General features: G+C 69.1%; 22 protein-coding genes. 10 read left to right on the forward strand and 12 right to left on the reverse strand.

Annotation, left to right across the window (positions count from 1 at the left end):
* Nucleotides 1-828 precede the first annotated feature (828 nt).
* Nucleotides 829-1230: a GreA/GreB family elongation factor gene (locus tag AC1RAD_RS10300; protein ID WP_062472433.1), complete on the forward strand. Its 402-nt coding sequence runs from the start codon at nucleotides 829-831 to the stop codon at nucleotides 1228-1230.
* A gap of 43 nt (nucleotides 1231-1273) precedes the next feature.
* Here the strand turns inward: AC1RAD_RS10300 and AC1RAD_RS10305 are convergent, their stop codons facing one another.
* Nucleotides 1274-1480: a hypothetical protein gene (locus AC1RAD_RS10305; RefSeq protein WP_492734710.1), complete on the reverse strand. Its 207-nt coding sequence runs from the start codon at nucleotides 1478-1480 to the stop codon at nucleotides 1274-1276.
* Nucleotides 1481-1682: 202 nt separating this feature from the next.
* Between AC1RAD_RS10305 and AC1RAD_RS10310 the strand changes: the two genes are divergently transcribed.
* The gene (locus AC1RAD_RS10310) at nucleotides 1683-2570 is read left to right on the forward strand and encodes a CsgG/HfaB family protein (protein ID WP_492734711.1); all 888 of its coding nucleotides are present in this window, start codon (nucleotides 1683-1685) and stop codon (nucleotides 2568-2570) included.
* Nucleotides 2571-2652: 82 nt separating this feature from the next.
* Nucleotides 2653-3729, forward strand: a complete 1077-nt coding sequence (locus AC1RAD_RS10315) for an MBL fold metallo-hydrolase (protein ID WP_492734712.1) — start codon at nucleotides 2653-2655, stop codon at nucleotides 3727-3729.
* A 7-nt stretch (nucleotides 3730-3736) separates the two neighbouring features.
* Here the strand turns inward: AC1RAD_RS10315 and AC1RAD_RS10320 are convergent, their stop codons facing one another.
* Nucleotides 3737-4750 carry a zinc-dependent alcohol dehydrogenase family protein gene (locus AC1RAD_RS10320; RefSeq protein WP_492734713.1) on the reverse strand — a complete coding sequence of 338 codons (1014 nt, stop codon included), beginning with the start codon at nucleotides 4748-4750 and terminating at the stop codon, nucleotides 3737-3739.
* 118 nt (nucleotides 4751-4868) lie between these two features.
* Here AC1RAD_RS10320 and AC1RAD_RS10325 point away from each other — a divergent pair, with 118 nt between their 5' ends.
* From AC1RAD_RS10325 to AC1RAD_RS10335, 3 genes are read left to right on the forward strand one after another with little or no spacing between them, the layout of a single operon-like run.
* Nucleotides 4869-5771, forward strand: coding sequence for a LysR family transcriptional regulator (locus AC1RAD_RS10325; RefSeq protein ID WP_307588607.1), 903 nt, complete (start codon nucleotides 4869-4871; stop codon nucleotides 5769-5771).
* A 31-nt stretch (nucleotides 5772-5802) separates the two neighbouring features.
* Nucleotides 5803-6669 (forward strand): alpha/beta fold hydrolase, encoded by an 867-nt coding sequence (locus AC1RAD_RS10330; protein WP_492734714.1) that lies wholly within the window; start codon nucleotides 5803-5805, stop codon nucleotides 6667-6669.
* Nucleotides 6666-7202 (forward strand): GrpB family protein, encoded by a 537-nt coding sequence (locus tag AC1RAD_RS10335; protein ID WP_492734715.1) that lies wholly within the window; start codon nucleotides 6666-6668, stop codon nucleotides 7200-7202. The genes AC1RAD_RS10330 and AC1RAD_RS10335 overlap by 4 nt, the downstream gene beginning before the upstream one ends.
* Before the next feature lies 1 nt (nucleotide 7203).
* On the opposite strand, the gene AC1RAD_RS10340 is transcribed toward AC1RAD_RS10335, so the two are convergent.
* Together AC1RAD_RS10340 and AC1RAD_RS10345 are read right to left on the reverse strand one after the other, a co-directional pair.
* Nucleotides 7204-7617, reverse strand: a complete 414-nt coding sequence (locus AC1RAD_RS10340; protein ID WP_062478117.1) for a PaaI family thioesterase — start codon at nucleotides 7615-7617, stop codon at nucleotides 7204-7206.
* A 66-nt stretch (nucleotides 7618-7683) separates the two neighbouring features.
* Nucleotides 7684-8088, reverse strand: a complete 405-nt coding sequence (locus AC1RAD_RS10345) for a GFA family protein (RefSeq protein WP_492734716.1) — start codon at nucleotides 8086-8088, stop codon at nucleotides 7684-7686.
* A gap of 91 nt (nucleotides 8089-8179) precedes the next feature.
* Between AC1RAD_RS10345 and AC1RAD_RS10350 the strand changes: the two genes are divergently transcribed.
* The 3 genes from AC1RAD_RS10350 (at nucleotide 8180) to AC1RAD_RS10360 (ending at nucleotide 11771) form a co-directional block, all read left to right on the forward strand.
* Nucleotides 8180-9157, forward strand: coding sequence for a helix-turn-helix transcriptional regulator (locus AC1RAD_RS10350; protein ID WP_492734717.1), 978 nt, complete (start codon nucleotides 8180-8182; stop codon nucleotides 9155-9157).
* Between the two features lie 108 nt (nucleotides 9158-9265).
* Nucleotides 9266-9904: a response regulator gene (locus AC1RAD_RS10355; protein ID WP_159276685.1), complete on the forward strand. Its 639-nt coding sequence runs from the start codon at nucleotides 9266-9268 to the stop codon at nucleotides 9902-9904.
* A 28-nt stretch (nucleotides 9905-9932) separates the two neighbouring features.
* Nucleotides 9933-11771, forward strand: coding sequence for a sensor histidine kinase (locus AC1RAD_RS10360; protein WP_492734718.1), 1839 nt, complete (start codon nucleotides 9933-9935; stop codon nucleotides 11769-11771).
* 15 nt (nucleotides 11772-11786) lie between these two features.
* Here AC1RAD_RS10360 and AC1RAD_RS10365 read toward each other — a convergent pair whose 3' ends face one another.
* From AC1RAD_RS10365 to AC1RAD_RS10380, 4 genes are all read right to left on the reverse strand, one after another.
* A complete protein-coding gene (locus tag AC1RAD_RS10365) occupies nucleotides 11787-13271 on the reverse strand; it encodes a Do family serine endopeptidase (RefSeq protein WP_492734719.1) in 1485 nt (494 codons plus the stop codon).
* An 87-nt stretch (nucleotides 13272-13358) separates the two neighbouring features.
* Nucleotides 13359-14687 (reverse strand): ATP-binding protein, encoded by a 1329-nt coding sequence (locus AC1RAD_RS10370; protein WP_235926522.1) that lies wholly within the window; start codon nucleotides 14685-14687, stop codon nucleotides 13359-13361.
* An 11-nt stretch (nucleotides 14688-14698) separates the two neighbouring features.
* Complete coding sequence (locus AC1RAD_RS10375) at nucleotides 14699-15358, reverse strand: response regulator (RefSeq protein ID WP_062478105.1); 660 nt, start codon at nucleotides 15356-15358, stop codon at nucleotides 14699-14701.
* Between the two features lie 61 nt (nucleotides 15359-15419).
* Nucleotides 15420-16190 carry an IclR family transcriptional regulator domain-containing protein gene (locus AC1RAD_RS10380; RefSeq protein ID WP_070060906.1) on the reverse strand — a complete coding sequence of 257 codons (771 nt, stop codon included), beginning with the start codon at nucleotides 16188-16190 and terminating at the stop codon, nucleotides 15420-15422.
* 154 nt (nucleotides 16191-16344) lie between these two features.
* Here AC1RAD_RS10380 and pobA point away from each other — a divergent pair, with 154 nt between their 5' ends.
* Entirely contained in the window at nucleotides 16345-17526 is a 1182-nt protein-coding gene (pobA, locus tag AC1RAD_RS10385) for a 4-hydroxybenzoate 3-monooxygenase (RefSeq protein WP_492734720.1), read from the forward strand.
* On the opposite strand, the gene AC1RAD_RS10390 is transcribed toward pobA, so the two are convergent.
* Genes AC1RAD_RS10390 through AC1RAD_RS10405 form a run of 4 tightly spaced genes read right to left on the reverse strand, consistent with a single transcriptional unit; the run spans nucleotide 17496 to nucleotide 19621 of the window.
* Nucleotides 17496-17942 (reverse strand): nuclear transport factor 2 family protein, encoded by a 447-nt coding sequence (locus tag AC1RAD_RS10390; protein WP_492734721.1) that lies wholly within the window; start codon nucleotides 17940-17942, stop codon nucleotides 17496-17498. The genes pobA and AC1RAD_RS10390 overlap by 31 nt on opposite strands.
* Nucleotides 17939-18346 (reverse strand): SRPBCC family protein, encoded by a 408-nt coding sequence (locus AC1RAD_RS10395; RefSeq protein ID WP_487846792.1) that lies wholly within the window; start codon nucleotides 18344-18346, stop codon nucleotides 17939-17941. The genes AC1RAD_RS10390 and AC1RAD_RS10395 overlap by 4 nt, the downstream gene beginning before the upstream one ends.
* Before the next feature lie 19 nt (nucleotides 18347-18365).
* Nucleotides 18366-18725: a VOC family protein gene (locus AC1RAD_RS10400; protein ID WP_159276673.1), complete on the reverse strand. Its 360-nt coding sequence runs from the start codon at nucleotides 18723-18725 to the stop codon at nucleotides 18366-18368.
* Nucleotides 18704-19621, reverse strand: coding sequence for a helix-turn-helix domain-containing protein (locus AC1RAD_RS10405; protein ID WP_492734722.1), 918 nt, complete (start codon nucleotides 19619-19621; stop codon nucleotides 18704-18706). The genes AC1RAD_RS10400 and AC1RAD_RS10405 overlap by 22 nt, the downstream gene beginning before the upstream one ends.
* Nucleotides 19622-19640 lie beyond the last annotated feature (19 nt).

Consider the following 19640-nt stretch of genomic DNA (forward strand, 5'->3'; position numbering starts at 1 on the left):
CAAACAAATGACCAAGATTGCTTGCAATTGAAGGCAATCGGCCACTTAGATTTTTGCGTACTGAATTCTTATGTCTCGGGGCTTTTATGGCAATCAAACAAAAGAACAGAGGATGCGCAAATGAGACATATTGAACAAACAAAATGCATCCACCATTTCGTTCGACCTGAAGCCCCCTCAATTGAAGCTTTCAAGCTTCTGGGAGAATCAAAACAATTGAGATCGAATGACAACAACCGCAGCCTCAGGCGTGCTCCCTATTCATGAAATAATATTTTCAATGAATTCAAGCTCATAAAATTAATTTGAAATCACTCATTCGATGCGGCACAAGAAATTATTCATCGATGAATTTCGGAGAAATCTCAGCGACCAAGAAAATATCTAACTCGCAAAAAATCTCGTAAAGATGAGTGCTTGTCCACCCGTTTTCCATCACTCATTCACGTTGTCTCGAATCACAGGCTCTTGATTTCAATTCAGGCGTTCTACTGATTGAATCCAGAGATTTCACGGCAATTCCTCGCTGCACCCGTAGGGCCATAATTGGCCAATCTGGCCAGAATCCCCTACACTCGCGCCCCATGGCTCTCCTCTCGCCCCGTCGATACCCTGCGCGCGCAGCCCTGCCCATGGCAGCGGCCGGTCGTCGTGTGGGCGCCGTCGTCGCGGCGGCCACGTCGGTCCTCCGACGCACGTCCGCACATTCCTGAGCCCGGCGGTCCGCTACCTTCTTCTTGATGCGCACACCTTGACCGCCGGGCACCACACCGCGCGGTAGCGACCCTGTCTGTTGGAAAGGCGGGTTGCGTTCATCTGGAGTGCTTCATGCTTTCAACCGTTCACGGGGAGCGCACGCTCACCGAACTCGATTACGTCCGTCTCAGCAAATTCGCGGACACGCCGCTTCCCCCGGCCCTGGTCGATCTGCTCGACACAGCCGACATCCTTCCGTCACGGGAAATGCCCTCGGACATCGTGACGATGTACACCCAGGTGGAAATCGAAGACCTGCCCGCCGGACAGCGGCAGAAGATCGTGATCTGCTATCCCGCCGACGCGAACCCGACCACGGGCTTCATCTCGGTGTTCTCGCCCGTCGGCATCGGCCTGCTCGGCCAGAAGACCGGTGCGGTCGCGCGCTGGAAGACGCCCGGCGGCGGCGAACACAGCGCGCGCGTGATCGCCGTGCTGTTCCAGCCGGAAGCCAGCGGCGACTACACGACCTGAAAGTGCGCCGGCTCAGGCCGGAGGCCGGCGCCCCACCGGCCGGTCAGTGCTGCAACACGCCGGCGACGCCGGGGCCCCTGCTCTTCGCACTGTCGATGGTCGCGCTGACGGAACTCGTGTTGACCGCCAGCGCCACCAGCACCGCCCCCACGAACGACGGATCGGCGCTGCCGCTGTAGCCCGACGCCCCGGCAATGGCCAGGGCCTGCGCGACCTGCTGCGTCGTCAGTTCGACGGCGGCTTCTCCCACGATATTCCTCTTCTTTGTGGCCATCTGAAAACTCCTGCGAATGGAGTTCGGACTGTAACCAAGCCCCGACAAGCGCCACAAATGTTCCTGACCCTGTGACTTTCGACACTGGCCCGCGCATCGGGCGGCCCGTATCGTCGCGCGGGCGCGGCGCCCGCCGGTGGGGCGGACGCCACATTGTTTTCATTTGATGGACAGGGACATGCCTTTTTCCAAACTCTCTCTCGCCAGCGCACTCGCGGGCCTGCTCGCGCTTTCCGGTTGCCAGACCATGGACATGCAGATGGGCGCTCCGGCGGCCAAGACCACGGCCACGGGCAGCGCCGCCGGCGGTGCCACCTCGGGCGAGAGCAGCCAGCTCGAGCGCTGCGAATCGCCGCTCGGGACCGTGTCGCTGGTCGAGAACGTCAACGCCGGCTGGTACACCATCCTCACGGGCGAGTACCGCCTGCCGCCTACTGCAAATCTGTTGCGTTTGCTGGTGCAGCAGTCGAACTGCTTCATCGTGGTCGAGCGCGGCGCGGCCGGCATGAACGCCATGACGCGTGAACGTGCACTGCAGCAGTCGGGCGAGATGCGCGGCGGCAGCAACTTCGGCCGCGGCCAGATGGTGGCCTCCGACTACGGCCTGTCGCCCGAGATCGTGTTCAGCAACAACGACGCCGGCGGCATCGGCGGCGCGCTCGGCGGCCTCGTGGGCGGCGGCCGTGGCCGTGCCATCGCGGCTGTCGGCGCCAGCCTGCAGACCAAGGAAGCCAGCGCGCTGCTGACGCTCATCGACAACCGCTCCGGCGTGCAGGTGGCTGCCGCCGAAGGCAGCGCCTCCAAGACCGACTTCGCGGGCTTCGGCGGTCTCGGTGGCCGCGGCGGTGCCGGCGGCATCGGCGGCTACACCAACACCGCGCAGGGCAAGGTGATTGCCGCGGCCTTCATGGACGCCTTCAACCAGATGGTCCGTTCGCTGCGCAACTACAAGGCGCAGACGGTGCGCGGACAAGGCCTGGGCGGTGGTGGCCGCTTGGGTGTCGATGGGGGCGCTGCGCCTTCGCAGACCTCGGCGCCGGGCGCCGCCCGCCCGCGCCGCAAGTAAGCGCGGCCGTCCATCGTCTTCGAAGTGACCCGGGCCGAATGCCGGCCGGGTTCACAATTCATCCCTCTGGAGGTGAAACACGATGGATGGTTTGGAAGAGTCGGCGGAAGCAGCCAAGGGCAAGCTCGTTTATCCCTTTGCGGAACTTCCGCCACGCGGCAAGTCGATCGAGGTCGCCGACGGGGTCCACTGGATCCGCATGCCGCTGCCCTATTCGCTCGACCACATCAACCTGTGGGCGCTGGACGACGGCGACGGCTGGGCCGTCGTGGACACCGGCGTGCGCACCGAGGAAACGGTGGCGGTCTGGCGCGAGCTGTTCGCCAATTCGCCGGACACGCGCGGCCTCACCCGCGTCTTCGTGACGCACATGCACCCCGACCACGTCGGCATGGCCGGCTGGCTCACGCGCAAGTTCGGCGTGCGGCTGTGGATGACCCGCTCCGAATACCTCATGTGCCGCGTGATGGTGTCCGACACCGGCCGCGAAGCGCCCGACGACGCCATCGCCTTCTATCGGCGCGCCGGCTGGGGCGAAGCGGCCATCGAAACCTACCGCACGCGCTTCGGCAACTTCGGCAAGCACATCCATCCGCTGCCCGACAGCTTCCGGCGCCTGCGCGACGGTGAGGTGCTGCGCATCGGCGCGCACGACTGGCGCGTCGTCACCGGCAACGGCCATTCGCCCGAGCACGCGTGCCTGTACTGCCCCGACCTAAAGGTGCTGATCTCGGGCGACCAGATCCTGCCGCGCATCTCATCCAACGTGTCGGTCTCGCCCGTCGAACCCGACGCCGACCCGATGGCCGACTGGCTCTCCTCGCTCGCCAAGCTCAAGCGCGAAGTGCCCGACGACGTGCTGGTGCTGCCGTCGCACAACGAGTGCTTCCGCGGCCTGCATGCGCGCATCGACCGGCTGCAGCATGGGCAGGAGCGCTCGCTCGACCGCTTGCGCAACGCACTGAAGACGCCGAAGCGCGCGGTCGATGTGTTCACGAGCCTGTTCGCACGCAGCATCGCCGAATCCGACGTGCCGCTGCTGGGCATGGCCACCGGTGAAAGCCTCGCCTGCCTCAACTACCTGCGCCACCGCGGCGAGATCGCGTGCGACATCGCCGACGACGGGGTGGCCTGGTACCGGCTGACGTCCGCCGGCTGAGCGCCGGTCAGACCTCGAGCACGACCTTGCCGATGTGACTGGCGCGCTCGAGGTAGCGGTGGGCCTGCACCACGTCGTCGAACGCGAAGCTGCGGTCGATGCGTACGTGCAGCGTGCCATTGGCAAGCCCCGCATCGATGAAGGCCAGTGCCCGGCCCAATGCGCCCTCGTCGCGCGGCAATCCCATGGTGGCTGCGCCCGTGTGCTCCAGCACCTTGTAGACGTGGAAGCGCCAGCTCTTGCGGAACTGCGCAACTACCGGAAACCTGAATTCGGCGCCACCCGACAGGCCGTACAGCACATACCAGCCGCCATGCGCGACCACGTCGCCGAGCCGCTCGACCTGCGCGCCGCCCACGCCGTCGTACACCAGGTCGACACCGCGGCCCTCGGTGAGCGTCAGCACGCGCTCGACCACGTCTTCTTCGTCCGTCACGACCACATGCGTCGCGCCCGCGTCCCGCAGCGCGTCGCGCTTGGCGGCCGTGCGCGTGACCGCGATGGCGGCGATGCCCGCCGCGCGCGCCATCTGCAGCGCCGCGATGCCGGTGCCCGATGACGCCCCGGTGACGAGCATGACCTGGCCGCGCTGCAGCCGCGCCATCTCGAACATCGGGAAGTAGCCCGTGAGGTAGGCCATGTAGGCGCCCGCAGCCTGCGCGGCCGACAGGTTGGCGGGATACCGCACCACGTGCGTGGCCGGAAAGAGGATGCGGTCGCCGTAGGTCGGATACAGCCCCTGGCTCGCCCCCGGCAGCACGGCAACCCGGTCGCCCACGCCCAGTCCTTCGACGCCCTCGCCCACCGCGTCGACGACGCCGGCGGCTTCGTTGCCCAGCCCCGCCGGCAACGTCGCGTCTTCGATGTACAGGTTCTCACGCCACAAGGCGTCGGCCCGGTTCAGGCCGATGGCCTGCACCGCGATGCGCACTTCGCCGATGCCCGGCGCGGGCACTGCGACCTCTTCGAGCTTCAGCACCTCGGCACCGCCGAATGCGTGGAAGCGAACCATCCTGCTCATGACAACTCTCCTTCTTTCTTGAATGACCGATGGCTTCAATCTAGAGGCCGCAGCGTCATCAAGGAAATCGATTCGCGGGATAGTCGCTATGCGCACCATCGATAACGCCCCGACCCCGATGAAACCCATCGAACTCAACCGCATCGACCTGAATCTGCTCACCGTGCTGGCCGCGCTCATGCGCGAGCGCCACGTCAGCCGCGCCGCCGAGCGGCTGAACCTCGGCCAGCCCGCGGTGAGCCATGCGCTCGCGCGACTGCGCGAGCTCACGGGCGATCCGCTGCTGGTGCGCCAGGGCCGCGTGATGGAACCCACCGCACGGGCGCTCGCCCTGATGCAGGGCCTGGGCCCCGCCCTCGCGCAGATCGAGGCCACGTTCCGCGCGCAGGCCGACTTCGAACCGGCGCGCGCCGCGCCGGTGTTCCGCATCGGCCTGACCGACGACCTGCAAATCGCGATGCTGCCCCGCCTGCTGCGCGCCCTGAGCACCGAAGTGCCCGGCGCCAAGCTGGTGACGCTCACCGTCTGCTACCGCAACGCCATGCGCTACCTCGACCAGGGACGTGTCAGCGCGGTGATGTCCTTCCTGAAGGACCTGCCCGCCGATGCGAAGGTGCGCAAGGTCCGCACCGCGCGCTTTGCCGTGCTTCGCGCCGACACCGCGCCCGGCAGGCTGTCGCTCGACGACTACTGCCGCCGACGCCACCTGCTCGTGACCTATGCCGGCGACCTGTGCGGCACCGTCGACGAAACGCTGGGCGAACTCGGTCGGCAACGCGACGTGCTCTTCTCGGTGCCGCAGTTCGGCAGCCTGCCCGCCGTGCTCGCCGGCACCGACCTGCTGGCCACGGTGCCCGAGCACGTGGCACTGGCGCTGTCGGCGCAAAGCGGCCTGCGCTGCGAGCCCCTGCCCTTCGACAGCCCGAGCTACCAGCTGCGGATGGCCTGGCGCGCGGTGACCGACAAGGACCCGGCGCAGGCGTGGCTGCGCAAGGCCATGCTGCGGGCCGTCAACGATTAGGATGCAGATCCACTTCCCTGGAGGACCCCGCATGCCGAGCACCGAGACCCACTTCGAACTGACCGCCAACGACGGCCATCCGGTGGAGGCCCACCGCTGGCAGGGCACCGCGCCGCGCGCCATCGTGCAACTGGCGCATGGCATGGGCGAGCATTCGCTGCGCTACCGGCCGCTGGCCGATGCGCTCACGCAGGCCGGCTACGTCGTCTACGCGAACGAGCACCGCGGCCACGGCCCCGGCGCCGCCGCGCGCGACGAACTTGGCGAGTTCGGCCCGCGCGGATTCGCCGGCCTCGTGGACGACATGGCGCTGCTCAGCCGCCACGCACGCGCCGAGCACCCAGGGCTGCCGCTGGTCCTCGTCGGCCACAGCATGGGCTCGTTCGCCACGCAGTACTACCTGGTGCGGCACAGCGAGCTGCTGTCCGGCGCGGTGCTGTCCGGCACCACGGCGCTCGACCTGCTGGGCGGGGCGCTGCAAAGCGGCTTCCGTCTCGAAGACATGAACGCCGCGCTGCCCGACGTGCGCACGCCCTTCGACTGGCTCAGCCGCGATCCGGCCCAGGTCGACGCCTACATCGCCGACCCGCTGTGCGGCTTCACCGTGTCGGCCGAAGGCATGGGCTCCATGTTCGCCAGCTTGGACGAACTCACGCCCGCCGCGATGCAGACGCGCATCCGGCCCGAGCTGCCGCTGTACCTGTTCACCGGCGACCAGGACCCGGTCAGCAACAAGGCCGAGTGGTTCTATCCGCTGGTCCAGCGCTACCGCGAGGCCGGCCTGCGCGACGTGTCGTGCCATGTCTTCGGCGGCGCGCGCCACGAGACGCTCAACGAAACCAACCGCGACGAGGTCGTGGCCGTGCTGCTGGCCTGGCTCGCGCGCATCGTGCGATGAAGCTCCTCGCCTTCGACGAGAGCCTGGACCAGCGCCACATCCTGCCCTACGACCCGGCGTACGCCGAGGTGTTTGCGCAGGTGCAGCGCCATGTGCAGGCGCAGCTCGAGGGCGTGGAACTCGTGCACATCGGGAGCACGGCCATCGTCGGCCTGCGCGGCAAGCCGATGGTCGACATCGCGGCGATCACGCTTCATGACGACCTGCGCATGGCTCAGGCGGAATTCGAAGCCCTCGGGTTTCACCGCCGCCCCGTGTGGGTCGACACGGACGAGAAGCCTTACGTCTGCGCGTCCGTGCTGCACGACGGGCGCAGGTTCAACCTCAACCTGCACATCTGCCATCGCGGCGACCCGGTGCATGCCGATTCGCTGGCGTTCATGGAAGTGCTCGACCGGCGCCCGGACCTGCGCCAGAAGTACGAAGAAGCCAAGGACCGCGCCCACGGCATCGACCCGGCCGACCCGCAGGTCTACAACCGGGAAAAGGAAGCGGTGATCCGCGAGATACAGGCCCAGGTCGGGCGGGCCTAGCCTAGAGGCTCGCCAGTATCCCGGTCGATGTGGCCTCTGCGGCCAGCTTCCCATCGGGGTTGTAGAGCGCCGCTTCGAGGAACGCCACGCGCTTCCCGCGCCGGATCACGCGCCCCTCGACGCGGCCTTCGCCAGGACCGACCTTCTCGTAGAAGCTCACCTTGATCTCCAGGCTGAAGACCGTCTGCGCCTGCTCCGTGTCGTGCATGACCGCATGGGCCATGGCCGCATCGAGCCAGGCGGTGATGAAGCCGCCCTGGGCGATCGTGCCGTTCGTGTGGCAGTACTCGCGCCGCACGGTGAAGGCGGCCTTCAGCGTCTTGTGCTCGGCGTCCCAGCCGGTCACGTGGAAGTTGCCCATCGATTCGGACAGCGCCTGGCCCGAGCGGATGCGGGCTTCGAGTTCGTCGTTCATTGGTTTCGTTCGCAGCGGGTGAAGCAACGGGCATTCTCAGCCGAAAGCGTGGGGCCATCGGTCATCTCAGAGATAGCGCACCTCCGCCGGCGCCTCGAACCAGTTGTTGTGGCGACCGTCCATGTAGCGCACCGGCGCGGTGGACAGCTCTTCGAGCGTCGCGTCGTCCAGGCAGGCGACGTTCACGCTGACGTAAGCGCCGCCGATCTCCGGCACGTTGCCGCGCCCGAAGGACTTGACGCCGCAATGGCGGCAGAACAGGTGCTCGGCGCTGAACGAGCCGAACTGGTAGCTCGACAGGTCTTCTTCGCCCGACAGCAGCGTGAAGTCGGCCGGCTTGACGATGGCGCCCCAGCCGCGCGACTTCATGCAGATCGAGCAGTTGCACTTGCCGGTGCCCGCGGCGAGGTCGATGAGCGCCTGGAAGCGCACCTTGCCGCAGTGGCAGCTGCCGTGATAGGTCTTCTTCATGGTCGGTGTCCGTGGAAACGAGTGGAGGAAACCCAAGGCTACGACCCATTGCGGACAGATTCTGTCCTCGATCGCAGGCATGATGCGGCCCATGCTGTCCGCTTCCGCCCGCCTGCTTCGCCTGCTCGCGCTGTTCCAGGCCCAGCGCGCCTGGACCGGTGCCGCCCTGGCCGAGCGCCTGGAGATCACCGAGCGCACGCTGCGCCGCGACGTCGACCGGCTGCGCAGCCTCGGCTACACGGTCGACTCCACCTCGGGCGTGGCCGGCGGTTACCGGCTGGGCGCGGGCAGCGCCCTGCCGCCGCTGCTGCTGGAAGACGAGGAAGCCATTGCGGTGGCGCTGGCGCTCGGCCATGCCGGCACGGGCGAAGGCGACATCGGCAACGCGTCGATGCGCGCCCTCGCCAAGCTCGACCAGCTGATGCCGCCGCGCCTTCAGCGCCGCCTGGGCAGCGTGCGCGCCTCGGTGGTGCCGGTGATGCGAAGCAAGTCGGGCGTGCGCGTCAAGGCGGTGTCGATGTTCGCCGAGGCCTGCACCGAGCGGCGCGAGCTGCGCTTCGGCTACCAGGACCACCACCAGACCGCCACGGCGCGCACGGTGGAGCCGCACCGCGTGGTGCAGACCGGCCAGCGCTGGTACCTGCTGGCCTGGGACACGGCGCGCCAGGACTGGCGCACCTTCCGCCTCGACCGCATCGTCGACGCCGAACCGACGGGCGCGCGCTTCACCGCGCGCCGCCTGCCGCTGGGCGACGTCGAGGCCTACATGGAACACGCGCTCAAGGTCTCGCCCTACCTGCACCACGCGCGCGTGATCGTGCATGCCCCGCTCGCGGCGCTGGAACCGCACCTGGGCTGGGTGGGCGGCGTGCCCGAGGCCCTCGATGCGGGCCGCACGCGCGTCGTCACCGGCGCCAGCTCGCTCGATGCGCTGGCCGTGTGGCTGGGCTGCCTGGGCCATGCCATCGAGATCGAATCGCCTCCCGAACTGGTGCAGCACGTGGCGCGCGTCGCGACACGGCTGGACACCATCGCGCGCCGGCAGGGTACCCCCCTCCCCCGTCTATAGGATGGGCTCGCCAGATACCGGCCGATAGGCTTGCGGCACCTGCAACCTCCGAACGGAAACGGATCTGCCCATGCGCCTCGGCCCCGGTCTCGCCTGCGGAAGCCCGCCATGCCCCTGACCGCCACCCAGGTCGCCGTGGTCGAGGACGACAGCGGCATGCGCGAGCGCATCGCCCGCGTGATCGGCGCCGACCCCGCACTGGCGCTGGCCTTCAGCGCCTCGAACGCGGTCGACATCCTGAACTGGCTCACGGACAACCCGGTCGACGTGCTGCTGGTCGACCTCGGCCTGCCCGACCATCCCGGCCTGCAGGTGATCCGCCAGTGCCGCCGCATGCAGCCGGCCTGCGCGGTGATGGTGCTGACGATCTTCGGCGACGAGACCCACATGGTGCAGGCCTTCGAGGCCGGCGCGCGCGGCTACCTGCTCAAGGACGGCACCGAGGCCGACCTGGCAGCGCATCTGCGCCACCTGGGCGCCGGTGGCTCCCCGCTGCCGCCGGGCATCGCGCGGCAGCTGCTGCGGCGCTGGCAGGCCTCCGACGGCGCGCCCGGGCACCTCTCGTCGCGCGAGGCCGAAGTGCTCGACCGGGTGTCTCGTGGTTTCACCTATGCCGAAATCGGCGCGCAGATGGGAGTCTCCGCATCGACGGTTCAAACCCATATCAGAAACATCTACGGCAAGCTGGATGCGCCCCCACCCTCGGACGCCGTGTTGGCGACCCGCCCTCCAGGCCGGCTTTCCTAGCCGCGTGAGCCGCTCCTTCTTCTCCCGCATGCAAGCCGTGCTGCAACTGCTGCTGTGGCTGGTGCTCGCAGCCCCCTTCGCCCATGCGGCCACCCCGCCGGGCACCACCGATGTGGACTGGGCCGAAGCCAGCCTCGAACCCGACGGCCTGCCGCTGCAGGTGCGGCAGGTGGCGCTGCCCTTTCGCTGGGACCACGAGTTTCCGGGGCGCGGCGGCAAGGCCAGCTACCGCATCGTGCTGCCCCCGGACGCCGCCCGCGCGGACGACGCCCAGGCGCTGCTGATGTCGGGCCTGGGCAACCAGGCCGCCGTGTGGTTCAACGGCGCGCTGGTCGCCAACTACGGCGTGCTCGGCGACCCGGCCTACGACGCCGGCAAGGCCAACCTGCTGATCCCGCTGGCCGCCGCCCTGCGGCGCGGCGACGGCCAGCCGCAGGAACTGCTCATCCAGGCCACCATCCAGCGCCAGCGCGGCGGCGGACTGGCCAGCGTGCTCTACGGCCCCGAGGCCTCCCTGGCCCCGCTGCACCGCTCGCAGCAGAACTGGCGCAACACCTCGGCCATCGTCTACGCCGTGAGCCTGCTGCTGATGGGCGGCCTGGCCGCCGGGCTGTGGCTGCGCCAGCGCGATGCGCTCTACGGCTGCTTCGCGCTGGCCGCGCTCTCGGGCGTGGCGCGCAACCTCGACCGCGTGCTGACCGAAGGGCCCGTGCCCTGGCCGCTGTGGGGCGCCGTGGTGGCGGTCTGCTATGCCTGCCACATCGGGCTGATCGCGCGCTTCGTGCTGCTGGTGCTCGACCGCAACCCGCCGTGGCTGGTGCGCTCCATCTACGGCGCGCTGGCGCTGTCGGTGGTGCTGGCCTGCGCCTCCTTCGCCTTCGCGCTGCCGGCGCTGTGGACCACGGGGCTGGCGATCTTGCAGGTCACGAGCACCATCTGCCTGCCCTACGTGGTGCACGGCGCGCTGGTGGCGCGGCGGCGCATCGCAGGCGTGCTGATGGCGGCGGGCACACTGGCCATCCTGGCCGGCGCGCACGACCTGCTGCTGGTGCGCATGGGCCTGTTCGGCGGCGCCTACTACACGCTCACCTCGCACGCGATCTTCTTCTTCGTGATGATCCTGGCTGGCCTCGTGGTGGAACGGTACAGCCGCACCGTGGCCGACTACCGCTCGCTCAACGCCAACCTCGCCGCGCGCGTGGCCGAGCGCGAAGAGCAGCTGCGCGGCGCCTTCGAAACCGTGCGCAAGCAGCAGGAAGAACAGGCCGTGCTGCTGGAGCGCCAGCGCATCATGCGGGAGATCCACGACGGCGTGGGCTCGCAGCTCGTGGGCCTGCTCAACGTGGTGAACCAGCCTGCGCCCGACCGCGACGTGGTCGAGGAGCACGTGAAGCTGGCGCTCGACGAGATGCGCATGGCGGTCGATTCGCTGCAGCCCATGCACGACGACCTGACCACCGTGCTGGCCACGCTGCGCTACCGCCTGCAGCCCCGGCTGGACGCCGCCGGCATCGAGCTGGTGTGGGACGTCGCCCTCATCCCCACGCTCGCGCCCTTTGCCGCGCAGGCCGCGCTGCAGCTGCAGCGCATCCTGCTCGAGGCCTTCACCAACGTGCTGAAGCACGCGGGCGCCACGCGCATCGTGATGCATGTGGGCTGGCACGGCGAGCAGACGCCGCCGCTGGTGCGCATCGTGCTCACCGACAACGGCCGCGGGCTGCCGGCGAACAAACGCCCCGGTGGCCACGGCCTGGCGAACATGCGTTCGCGGGCGCAGGCCATCGGGGCGCGGCTGCAGATCGAGCGGGCCGACGCGCAGGCCGGCGGCACGCGCGTGTCGCTCGACTGGCCCTGCGCGCTGCCCTGAGCCCGGCCGGGCCGGTCAGCCCAGGCGCACCGGCACGAAGATCTTGTCCTCGCCGCGCTGGATCAATAGCGCCACCGACTTGTCGGCCTTGGCCACCGCCTGGCGCACCTGCTCCAGGCTCTTGGCCGGCGTGCCGTTGATGGCCAGCAGCACGTCGCCGGCCTGCACCCCGGCCATCGCCGACGGGCCCGCCACGTCCTCGATCAGCAGGCCGCCGTCGACCGAGGCTGCGCGCTGCTCCTGCGGCTGCAGCGGGCGCAGCGCCAGGCCGAGCTTGCCCTGCCCCGCCGTGTTGTCGGCCTTGGCGACCTGCGCCGGCTTGTCGCTCGCGTCGCCCAGCTTGGCCTGCAGCTCCTGGCGCTCGCCCTGGCGCCACACCTCGAGCGTGACCTTCTTGCCTGGCGCCTGCTGGCCGATGACCGCCGGCAGGTCACCCGACGACACGATCGCCTGGCCGTCGACCTTGCGGATCACGTCGCCCGCCTTCAGGCCGGCATGGTCGCCGGGGCCGCCCTTCTCGATGTTCGAGACCAGCGCGCCCTCGGGCTTGTCGAGCTTGAACGAATCGGCGAAGGCCTGGTTCACCTCCTGCACCGCGACGCCCAGGCGCGCATGCGTGGCCTTGCCGGTGGCGACGATCTGGTCCTTCACCTGCACCGCCACGTCGATCGGGATGGCGAACGACACGCCCTGGTAGCCGCCGCTGCGGCTGTAGATCTGCGAGTTGATACCGACCACCTCGCCGCGCGCATTGAGCAGCGGCCCGCCCGAGTTGCCGGGGTTCACGGCCACGTCGGTCTGGATGAAGGGCACGTAGCTGTCGTCGGGCAGCGAGCGGCCCTTGGCGCTCACCACGCCGGCCGTCACGGTGTTCTCGAAGCCGAAGGGCGAGCCGATGGCCAGCACCCATTCGCCGACCTTCAAGTCCTTGGTGTTGCCCAGCGCGAGCACCGGCAGGTTCTTGGCGTCGATCTTGAGCACCGCGATGTCGGTCTTGGCATCGGCGCCCAGCACCTTGGCGCGGTACTCGCGGCGGTCGGTCAGCTTGACGGTGACCTCCTTCGCGTCCTTCACCACGTGGGCGTTGGTCATGATGATGCCGCTCGGGTCCACGATGAAGCCCGAGCCCTGCGAGCGCACCGGCACGGCGCGCTGCTGCTGTTGCTGGCCGCGCGGTCCCATCTGCCCCTGGAAGTGGCGGAAGAACTGGAACATCGGATCGTCGGGGTCGATGCCCTGCAGCTGCGCCATCGTGTCGTCGTCCGGGGCCTTCTCGGTGCCGGTCACGCTGATGTTGACCACGGCGGGGCCGTCGCGCGAGGTGATGGTCGAGAAGTCGGGCAAGGTGACCATCGCGGCCGGCGCGGCCACGGCGGAAGTAGTGGCCGGGGCATTCACGGCACGGGCGCTGGTGTAGGCCCCGGCGCCGACGGCGCCGATCACGCCGGCGCTGGCCAGCGCGATCACGAGGGCACGGGGGGAAGTCAAGGCGGTTTTCATTCTTCGATTCCTTTCAATCCTGCGCCGAAGCGCAAACACGGTGAAAGGAATGTCGCGGCCTTGACTTAGGCGTCGCTTAAGCGGAATTCACTCTTTGGCGGGAGCGAACGTCACCCGCACGCACAGCCCACCGAGGCTCGTGGACTTGTCCAGCGCCACCGTGGCGCCGTGCAGGTCGGCGATCGACTTCACGATGGCCAGCCCCAGCCCGCTGCCCGGCGCCTGCGGCTCGCCCGAGCGGTAGAAGCGATCGAGCACGCGCGCGCGCTCGGCCTCGGGCAGGCCGGGGCCGCTGTCGTCCACGCGCAGCTCCACCGCGTCGGCGCGCTTCACAAGGCCGACGTCGACCCGCCCGCCTTCGGGCGTGTACTTCACGGCGTTGTCGATCAGGTTGCGCAGCAGCATGCGCAGCGCCTCGGGCTGGCCGCTCACGGTCGCGCCCGCGTCGGATTGCGCCACGCCGATGTCGATGCGGCGCGCCTGCGCGGCCGCCACCGCATCGGAGATCGCCAGGCGCGCCACCCCGGCCAGGTCGACCGTCTCGGGCTTCGCGCCCGCGGCCACGCTGGCCTCGTGACGGGCCAACGCCAGCATCTGCTCGACCAGGCGCGTGGCGCGGTCGATGCCGGCCGACAGCCGGCTCACGGCCAGCGTGCGCGCCGCGTCGTCGGGGGCGCGCTGCAGGCCCTGCACCTGCAGCTTCAACGCCGCCAGCGGCGAACGCAACTCGTGCGCGGCATCGGCCACGAAGTGCTTCTGCGCATCGAAGGCATGGCGCACGCGGCCGAAGAGCAGGTTGAGTTCCTGCACCAGCGGACGCACTTCTTCGGGCAGGTTCTCCTCGCTCACGGGCGAGAGGTCGTCGGCCTGCCGCGACGCCACCTGCCGGCGCACGCGCGCCACGGGCGCCAGCGACAGGCTCACCACCCACCACACGACCAGCATCAACAGCGGCGCCATCAGCGCCACGGGCACGATGGTGCGCAGCGCGAGCGAGCCGGCCATGTGGCGGCGCGCCGCCATGTCTTGCGCCACCTGGATCACCAGCCCGCGCGTCTGCATCGAGAACACGCGGTAGGTCGTACCGCGGGCGCGCACGTCGGCAAAGCCGAGCACCGCGAGCTGCGGCAGCGCGGCCTCTTCGGCCGACTCGAAGATGCGCACGCCGTCGACGGTCCACACCTGCACCACGAAATCGAAGTTCTGTTCTGCGCCGCCGAGCCCACCCACGGCCGCGCTCGGCGGCAGGCCCGCGCGCAGCGACAGCGCCATCTGCTGCATGTGGTAGTCGAAGATGTCGTCGGCCTCTTTCAGCACCGTGCGGTAGGCCACCAGCGCCTGCGCGCCGGCCGCGAGCACGATGGCCGCGAGCAGGAACACCAGCAGCCGCGCGCGCAGCGATCCGGTCCATCGCATCACGCGGCGCATCATGCCTTGGGCACCATGTAGCCGACGCCGCGGACGTTGCGGATCAACTCGGCGCCGAGCTTCTTGCGCAGCCCGTGCACATAGACCTCGACCGCATTGCTGCTGATCTCGTCCTTCCAGCCGTAGAGCTTTTCTTCGAGCTGGGCGCGCGAAAGCACCATGCCCGGACGGGCCAGCAGCGGCTCGAGCACGGCCCATTCACGCGCCGACAGCACCACGGGCTCGCCGTTCACCGCGACCTCGCGCGTGGCGGGGTTGATGCTCACGCCCATGTGCTCGTACACCGGTTCCGCGCGTCCGGATGCGCGCCGCAGCAAGGCGCGGATGCGCGCCAGCAGCTCGTCGAGGTCGTAGGGCTTGAGCACGTAGTCGTCGGCGCCGGCGTCGAGGCCTTCGATGCGCTGCTGCACCGAGTCGCGCGCGGTGGCGATGAGCACCGGCATGCGCTGCTTGCGCGCGCGCAGGGCGCGCAGCACTTCCAGGCCGTCGCGGCGCGGCACGCCCAGGTCGAGCAGCACGAGGTCGTACTGCTGGGTGCGCAATGCCGATTCGGCAGCGTCGCCGTCTTTCACCCAATCGACCGCGTACTGCTCGGCCCGCAACAGGTCGAGCACGGCCTCGCCGATCATCACGTCGTCTTCGAGAAGCAGGAGTCGCATGGTGGTGTCCGTTTCGGGGGTTCGAGGCCACGCCGGCGCCGAAAGTTCAGCGCGCCTGCGCTCACAGGAGGGAGCGCACCTCGCGCGCCGCTTCGAACAGCAGCGGCAGCATCTCGCGCTGCAAGGTCTCTTCCTGGTAGCGCGTGCCCGACAGCACCACGTTGAGCGCGGCCACCGTGTGGCCCTGCATGTCGCGCAGCGGCACCGCCAGCGCCTGCACGCCGAGTTCGTGCTCTTCGCTGGCGAAGCAGTAGTCGTCCTTGCGCACCTGCGCGATGCGCTGGCGCAAGGCGCGCGCCTGGGTGATGGTGTGCGGCGTGAGCCGCGCCAGGTGCCGGCCCTTGAGCCACTGCGTGAGCTGCGTGGCGGCCATGGCGGCCAGCAGCACGCGCCCGGTCGAGGTGGCGTGGGCCGGCAGGCGCGCCCCCAGGTGCAGGCCGTACGCCAGCACGCGCGTCGGCGTGCCGTAGCTGCCGCTGCGCGCGACGATGACCACCTCTTCGCCGTCGAGCACCACGGCCGAGAACGACTCGCCCGTCTGCGCCGCGAGCCGGTTCAGCGTGGGCTGCAGCGCGCGCGGGAGGCGCGACGAGGCCAGGTAGCTGCCCGAGAAGCGCAGCACCTTCGGCGCCATCCAGAAGTAGCTGCCGTCGGTTTCCAGGTAGCCCAGGTGGGCCAGCGTGAGCAGGTGCCGCCGGGCGGCGGCGCGCGTGAGGCCGGCGCGCTCGGCCGCCAGCGTGGCGTTCAGGCGCTGGCGCTCGGTGTCGAAGCTTTCGAGCACCGCCATGCCCTTGGCGATGCCCTCGATGAAGTCGGCGCGGGCGATGGTCATTCGTCGTCGGGAGTTCGTCGTGGATCGGTCGGCTGAAGAAGTGTTGCGCGATCATCGCGCACGCGTTCGCATGATCGCACAGAGCCTCTCCAGCCGCCGCCCCAACCGGCCGCCCGCGCCCTACGCTTGGCAAAACCCTTTCGGAGACACGAACATGCGCACCCAGGTCGCCATCATCGGCGCAGGCCCCGCCGGCCTTCTGCTCGGCCAGCTGCTGCACAAGGCAGGCATCGACAACGTCATCGTGGAGCGCCAGAGCGGCGACTACGTGCTGGGCCGCATCCGCGCCGGCGTGCTCGAACAGGTCACGATGGACCTGCTGGCGCGCGCGGGCGTCGACACCCGCGCCAAGGCCGAGGGCCTGCCACACGACGGCATCGAGCTGCTGTTCAAGGGCGCGCGCCACCGCATCGACATGCACGGCCTCACGGGCGGCAAGCAGGTCACGGTGTACGGCCAGACCGAGGTGACGCGTGACCTGATGGAAGCGCGCACGGCCGAAGGCCTCACGACGATCTACAGCGCGGCCAACGTCAGCCTGCACGACTTCGATTCGGCCAAGCCGCGCGTTCGCTACGAGAAACACGGCCAGACGCACGAGATCGAGTGCGACTTCATCGCCGGCTGCGACGGCTACCACGGCGTGAGCCGCGCCAGCGTGCCGGCCGACGCGATCCAGACCTACGAGAAGGTCTACCCCTTCGGCTGGCTCGGCGTGCTGGCCGACGTGCCGCCGGTGTCGCACGAACTCATCTACGCCAACACCGAGCGCGGCTTTGCGCTGTGCAGCATGCGCAGCGCCACGCGCTCGCGCTACTACGTGCAGGTGCCGACCGAAGAGAAGGTGGAGAACTGGAGCGACGAGGCCTTCTGGAACGAGCTGCGCGCGCGCCTGGACCCCGAGGCCCGCGAACGGCTGGTGACCGGCCCGTCGCTCGAAAAAAGCATTGCGCCGCTGCGCAGCTTCGTCGCCGAGCCGATGCGCTTCGGCTCGCTGTTCCTGGCCGGCGACGCCGCGCACATCGTGCCGCCGACCGGCGCCAAGGGGCTCAACCTCGCGACGGCCGATGTGGGGTACCTCTCGCGCGCCCTGGAAATTTTCTACAACGAGAAATCGGCCTCGGCGCTAGACCGTTATTCCGACCTGTGCCTGCGCCGGGTCTGGAAGGCCGAGCGCTTCTCGTGGTGGTTCACCTCGCTGATGCACCGCTTTCCCGAAACGGGCGCCTTCGGCCAGAAGATCCAGGAAGCCGAGCTCGACTACCTCGTGCATTCGCGCGCAGCGTCCACCGCGCTGGCGGAAAACTACGTGGGGCTGCCGCTCGAGGACTTCTGAGCGGCGGGCGACGACAACACCTCGTCGACCCAGCGCTGGTCTTCGTCGTAGATCCAGCATTCGCTGAGCTTGCCGTCCTTCACGGCGTAGCGCAGCTGGCGCTCCAGCTCGACCGGGCGCCCCTGGTGCTCGAACTGCTCGACGGCGACGATCAGCCCGAAATGCTCGCCGGCCAGCACGTCGCGGATCGCGACCAGCCGGCGGTTGGTGCGCTCCTTCACCTGCTTGAGCACCGCGAGGCAGGCCGCCTTGCCCCGGTGCGTGCCCGCGAGGGGGCTGCGGCCGAAGTAGTGAAAGACGACCTCGTCGTGGTAGCAGTCGACGATGGCCTTGAGGTCGTTGGCGGCCCAGGCCTGTGCGTAGCGCTGCACGACCGCCAGGATCTCGCTCGCGGCAGGGGTCGTCGGCGTGCTCATCGTTCGCTGGCTTTCTCCAGCGTCTTCTTCATGGCGGCGCCGCCCTGCGCCATCATGGGTTCGACGTAGGCCGCAAGCCCGTCGGGCAGCACGTCGGTGATCCAGACGAAGCGCGACCGGCCTTCACCGTGCGCGAACACCTGGGCCGATGCGTGGTGGTGCGTGGCCTTGCCGTCGGTCACGGTGTAGGCCAGCCGGCGGTTCTCTTCGTCGAGGGCCACGAGCAGCTCGCGCGCCACGAGGCCGTTGGCAAAGTGGACGATGCGGGCGCCCTGCCCGTCGAGTTCGCAGCCGGTGAGAAAGCCCGGCGCGAGGCGCGTGTGGACGGCGCCGAAGTCGCGCAGCGCGTCCCACACCTGCGCGGCATCGGCCTCGACGATGAATTCCTTGTAGACGGTGGCCATGGGGTCGGTGCCTTTCGTGTCAGGGACAGACGGCCTCGACGTTGTTGCCGTCGGGGTCGATGAGGAAGGCCGCGTAGTAGGTCGGGCTGTAGTCGGCGCGCGGCCCCGCGCCGCCGTTGTCGGTGCCGCCGGCTTTCAAGCCGGCCTTGTGGAAGGCGGCGACGGCCGCGTGGTCGGGCGCGCGGAACGCGATGTGCGTGCCCGGGCCCTTGGCGCCTTTCGCGGCATAGAGCCACAGCGCCGGTTCGCCGGCCGGGCCGAGGCCGGCGTAGCTGTCGTCGTGCGAGCCCAGCACGTGGCCGAGCGGCGCGAGCGCGGCTTCGTAGAAGCGCCGGCTCGCGGCGAGGTCTTTGACTTTCAGTCCGATGTGGTCGTACATGGCGATGACTTCCTGCTTGAAGGGTGGATCAAGCGGTCATCGTGAAGCAGCGCGGCCAGGCGGTCTTGGAAAATCTTGCGGTCGCCCTTGGCAGCGAGCCGGAAACCGCGCGGCGACACACCGGCCGCACGGTGGAAGGTGCGCACGAAGTTGCTCAGGTCGGCAAAGCCGGCCTCTAAGGCCGCCTCGGTCACGGGAAGGTCGCTGTCTGCCAGCAGGCGCGCCGCGCGGCGCAGCCGGGAACGCACGAGGTACTGGTGCGGCGTGACGCCCAGCACCTGGGAGAACAGCCGCAGGAAATGGAAGGCGCTCAGGCCCGTCTGGGCGGCCGCGTCTTCCAGGCCGATCTCGCCGGCGGCGTGGGCCTCGATCCAGGTCGCGGCCTCGACCGCGCGGCGGCGGTCGCGCGGCGTGGCTGATGGCGGCGGCGCCGCGGGTTTGCCGCGCCCTTTCACCACGTCGAGGAAACGGCTGGCGAAGCCCATCCCCAGCTCGTCGAGACCCACGTCGCTGCCGCCTTCGACCGCGACCTGCGCGAGTTCGCCCAGCACCATGAGTTCGGGCAGCGGCGGCAACGCCGAGGCATGCCAGCTGCGCCGATCGGCGCCGATCAGGTCGACGAAGCCCGGCGAGAAGTGAAACGACAGGCACTCGTCGCCACAGGCAAAGTGCTCGTGGGTGCAGACGTAGTCGTCGCCCGGTGCGCCGACCAGCACCGCGCCGGCCACCAGCTCGTAATCGCGGCCGAGCGCGCGGCAGCCGAAGCTGCCCTTGCGCACGTACGAGACCGAGTGCGTCTCGTGCATCTCGGTGAACGGCGCCGCGCCGACGCCCGCGTCGCAGCGGTAGGTCGAGACGCGGATCGCGTCGGTCTGCAGTTCGGTGGTGACGCGCATGATGACTTTCGTCGCCCTT

The sequence above is a fragment of the Variovorax sp. GW823-FHT04B03 genome (assembly GCF_058796495.1).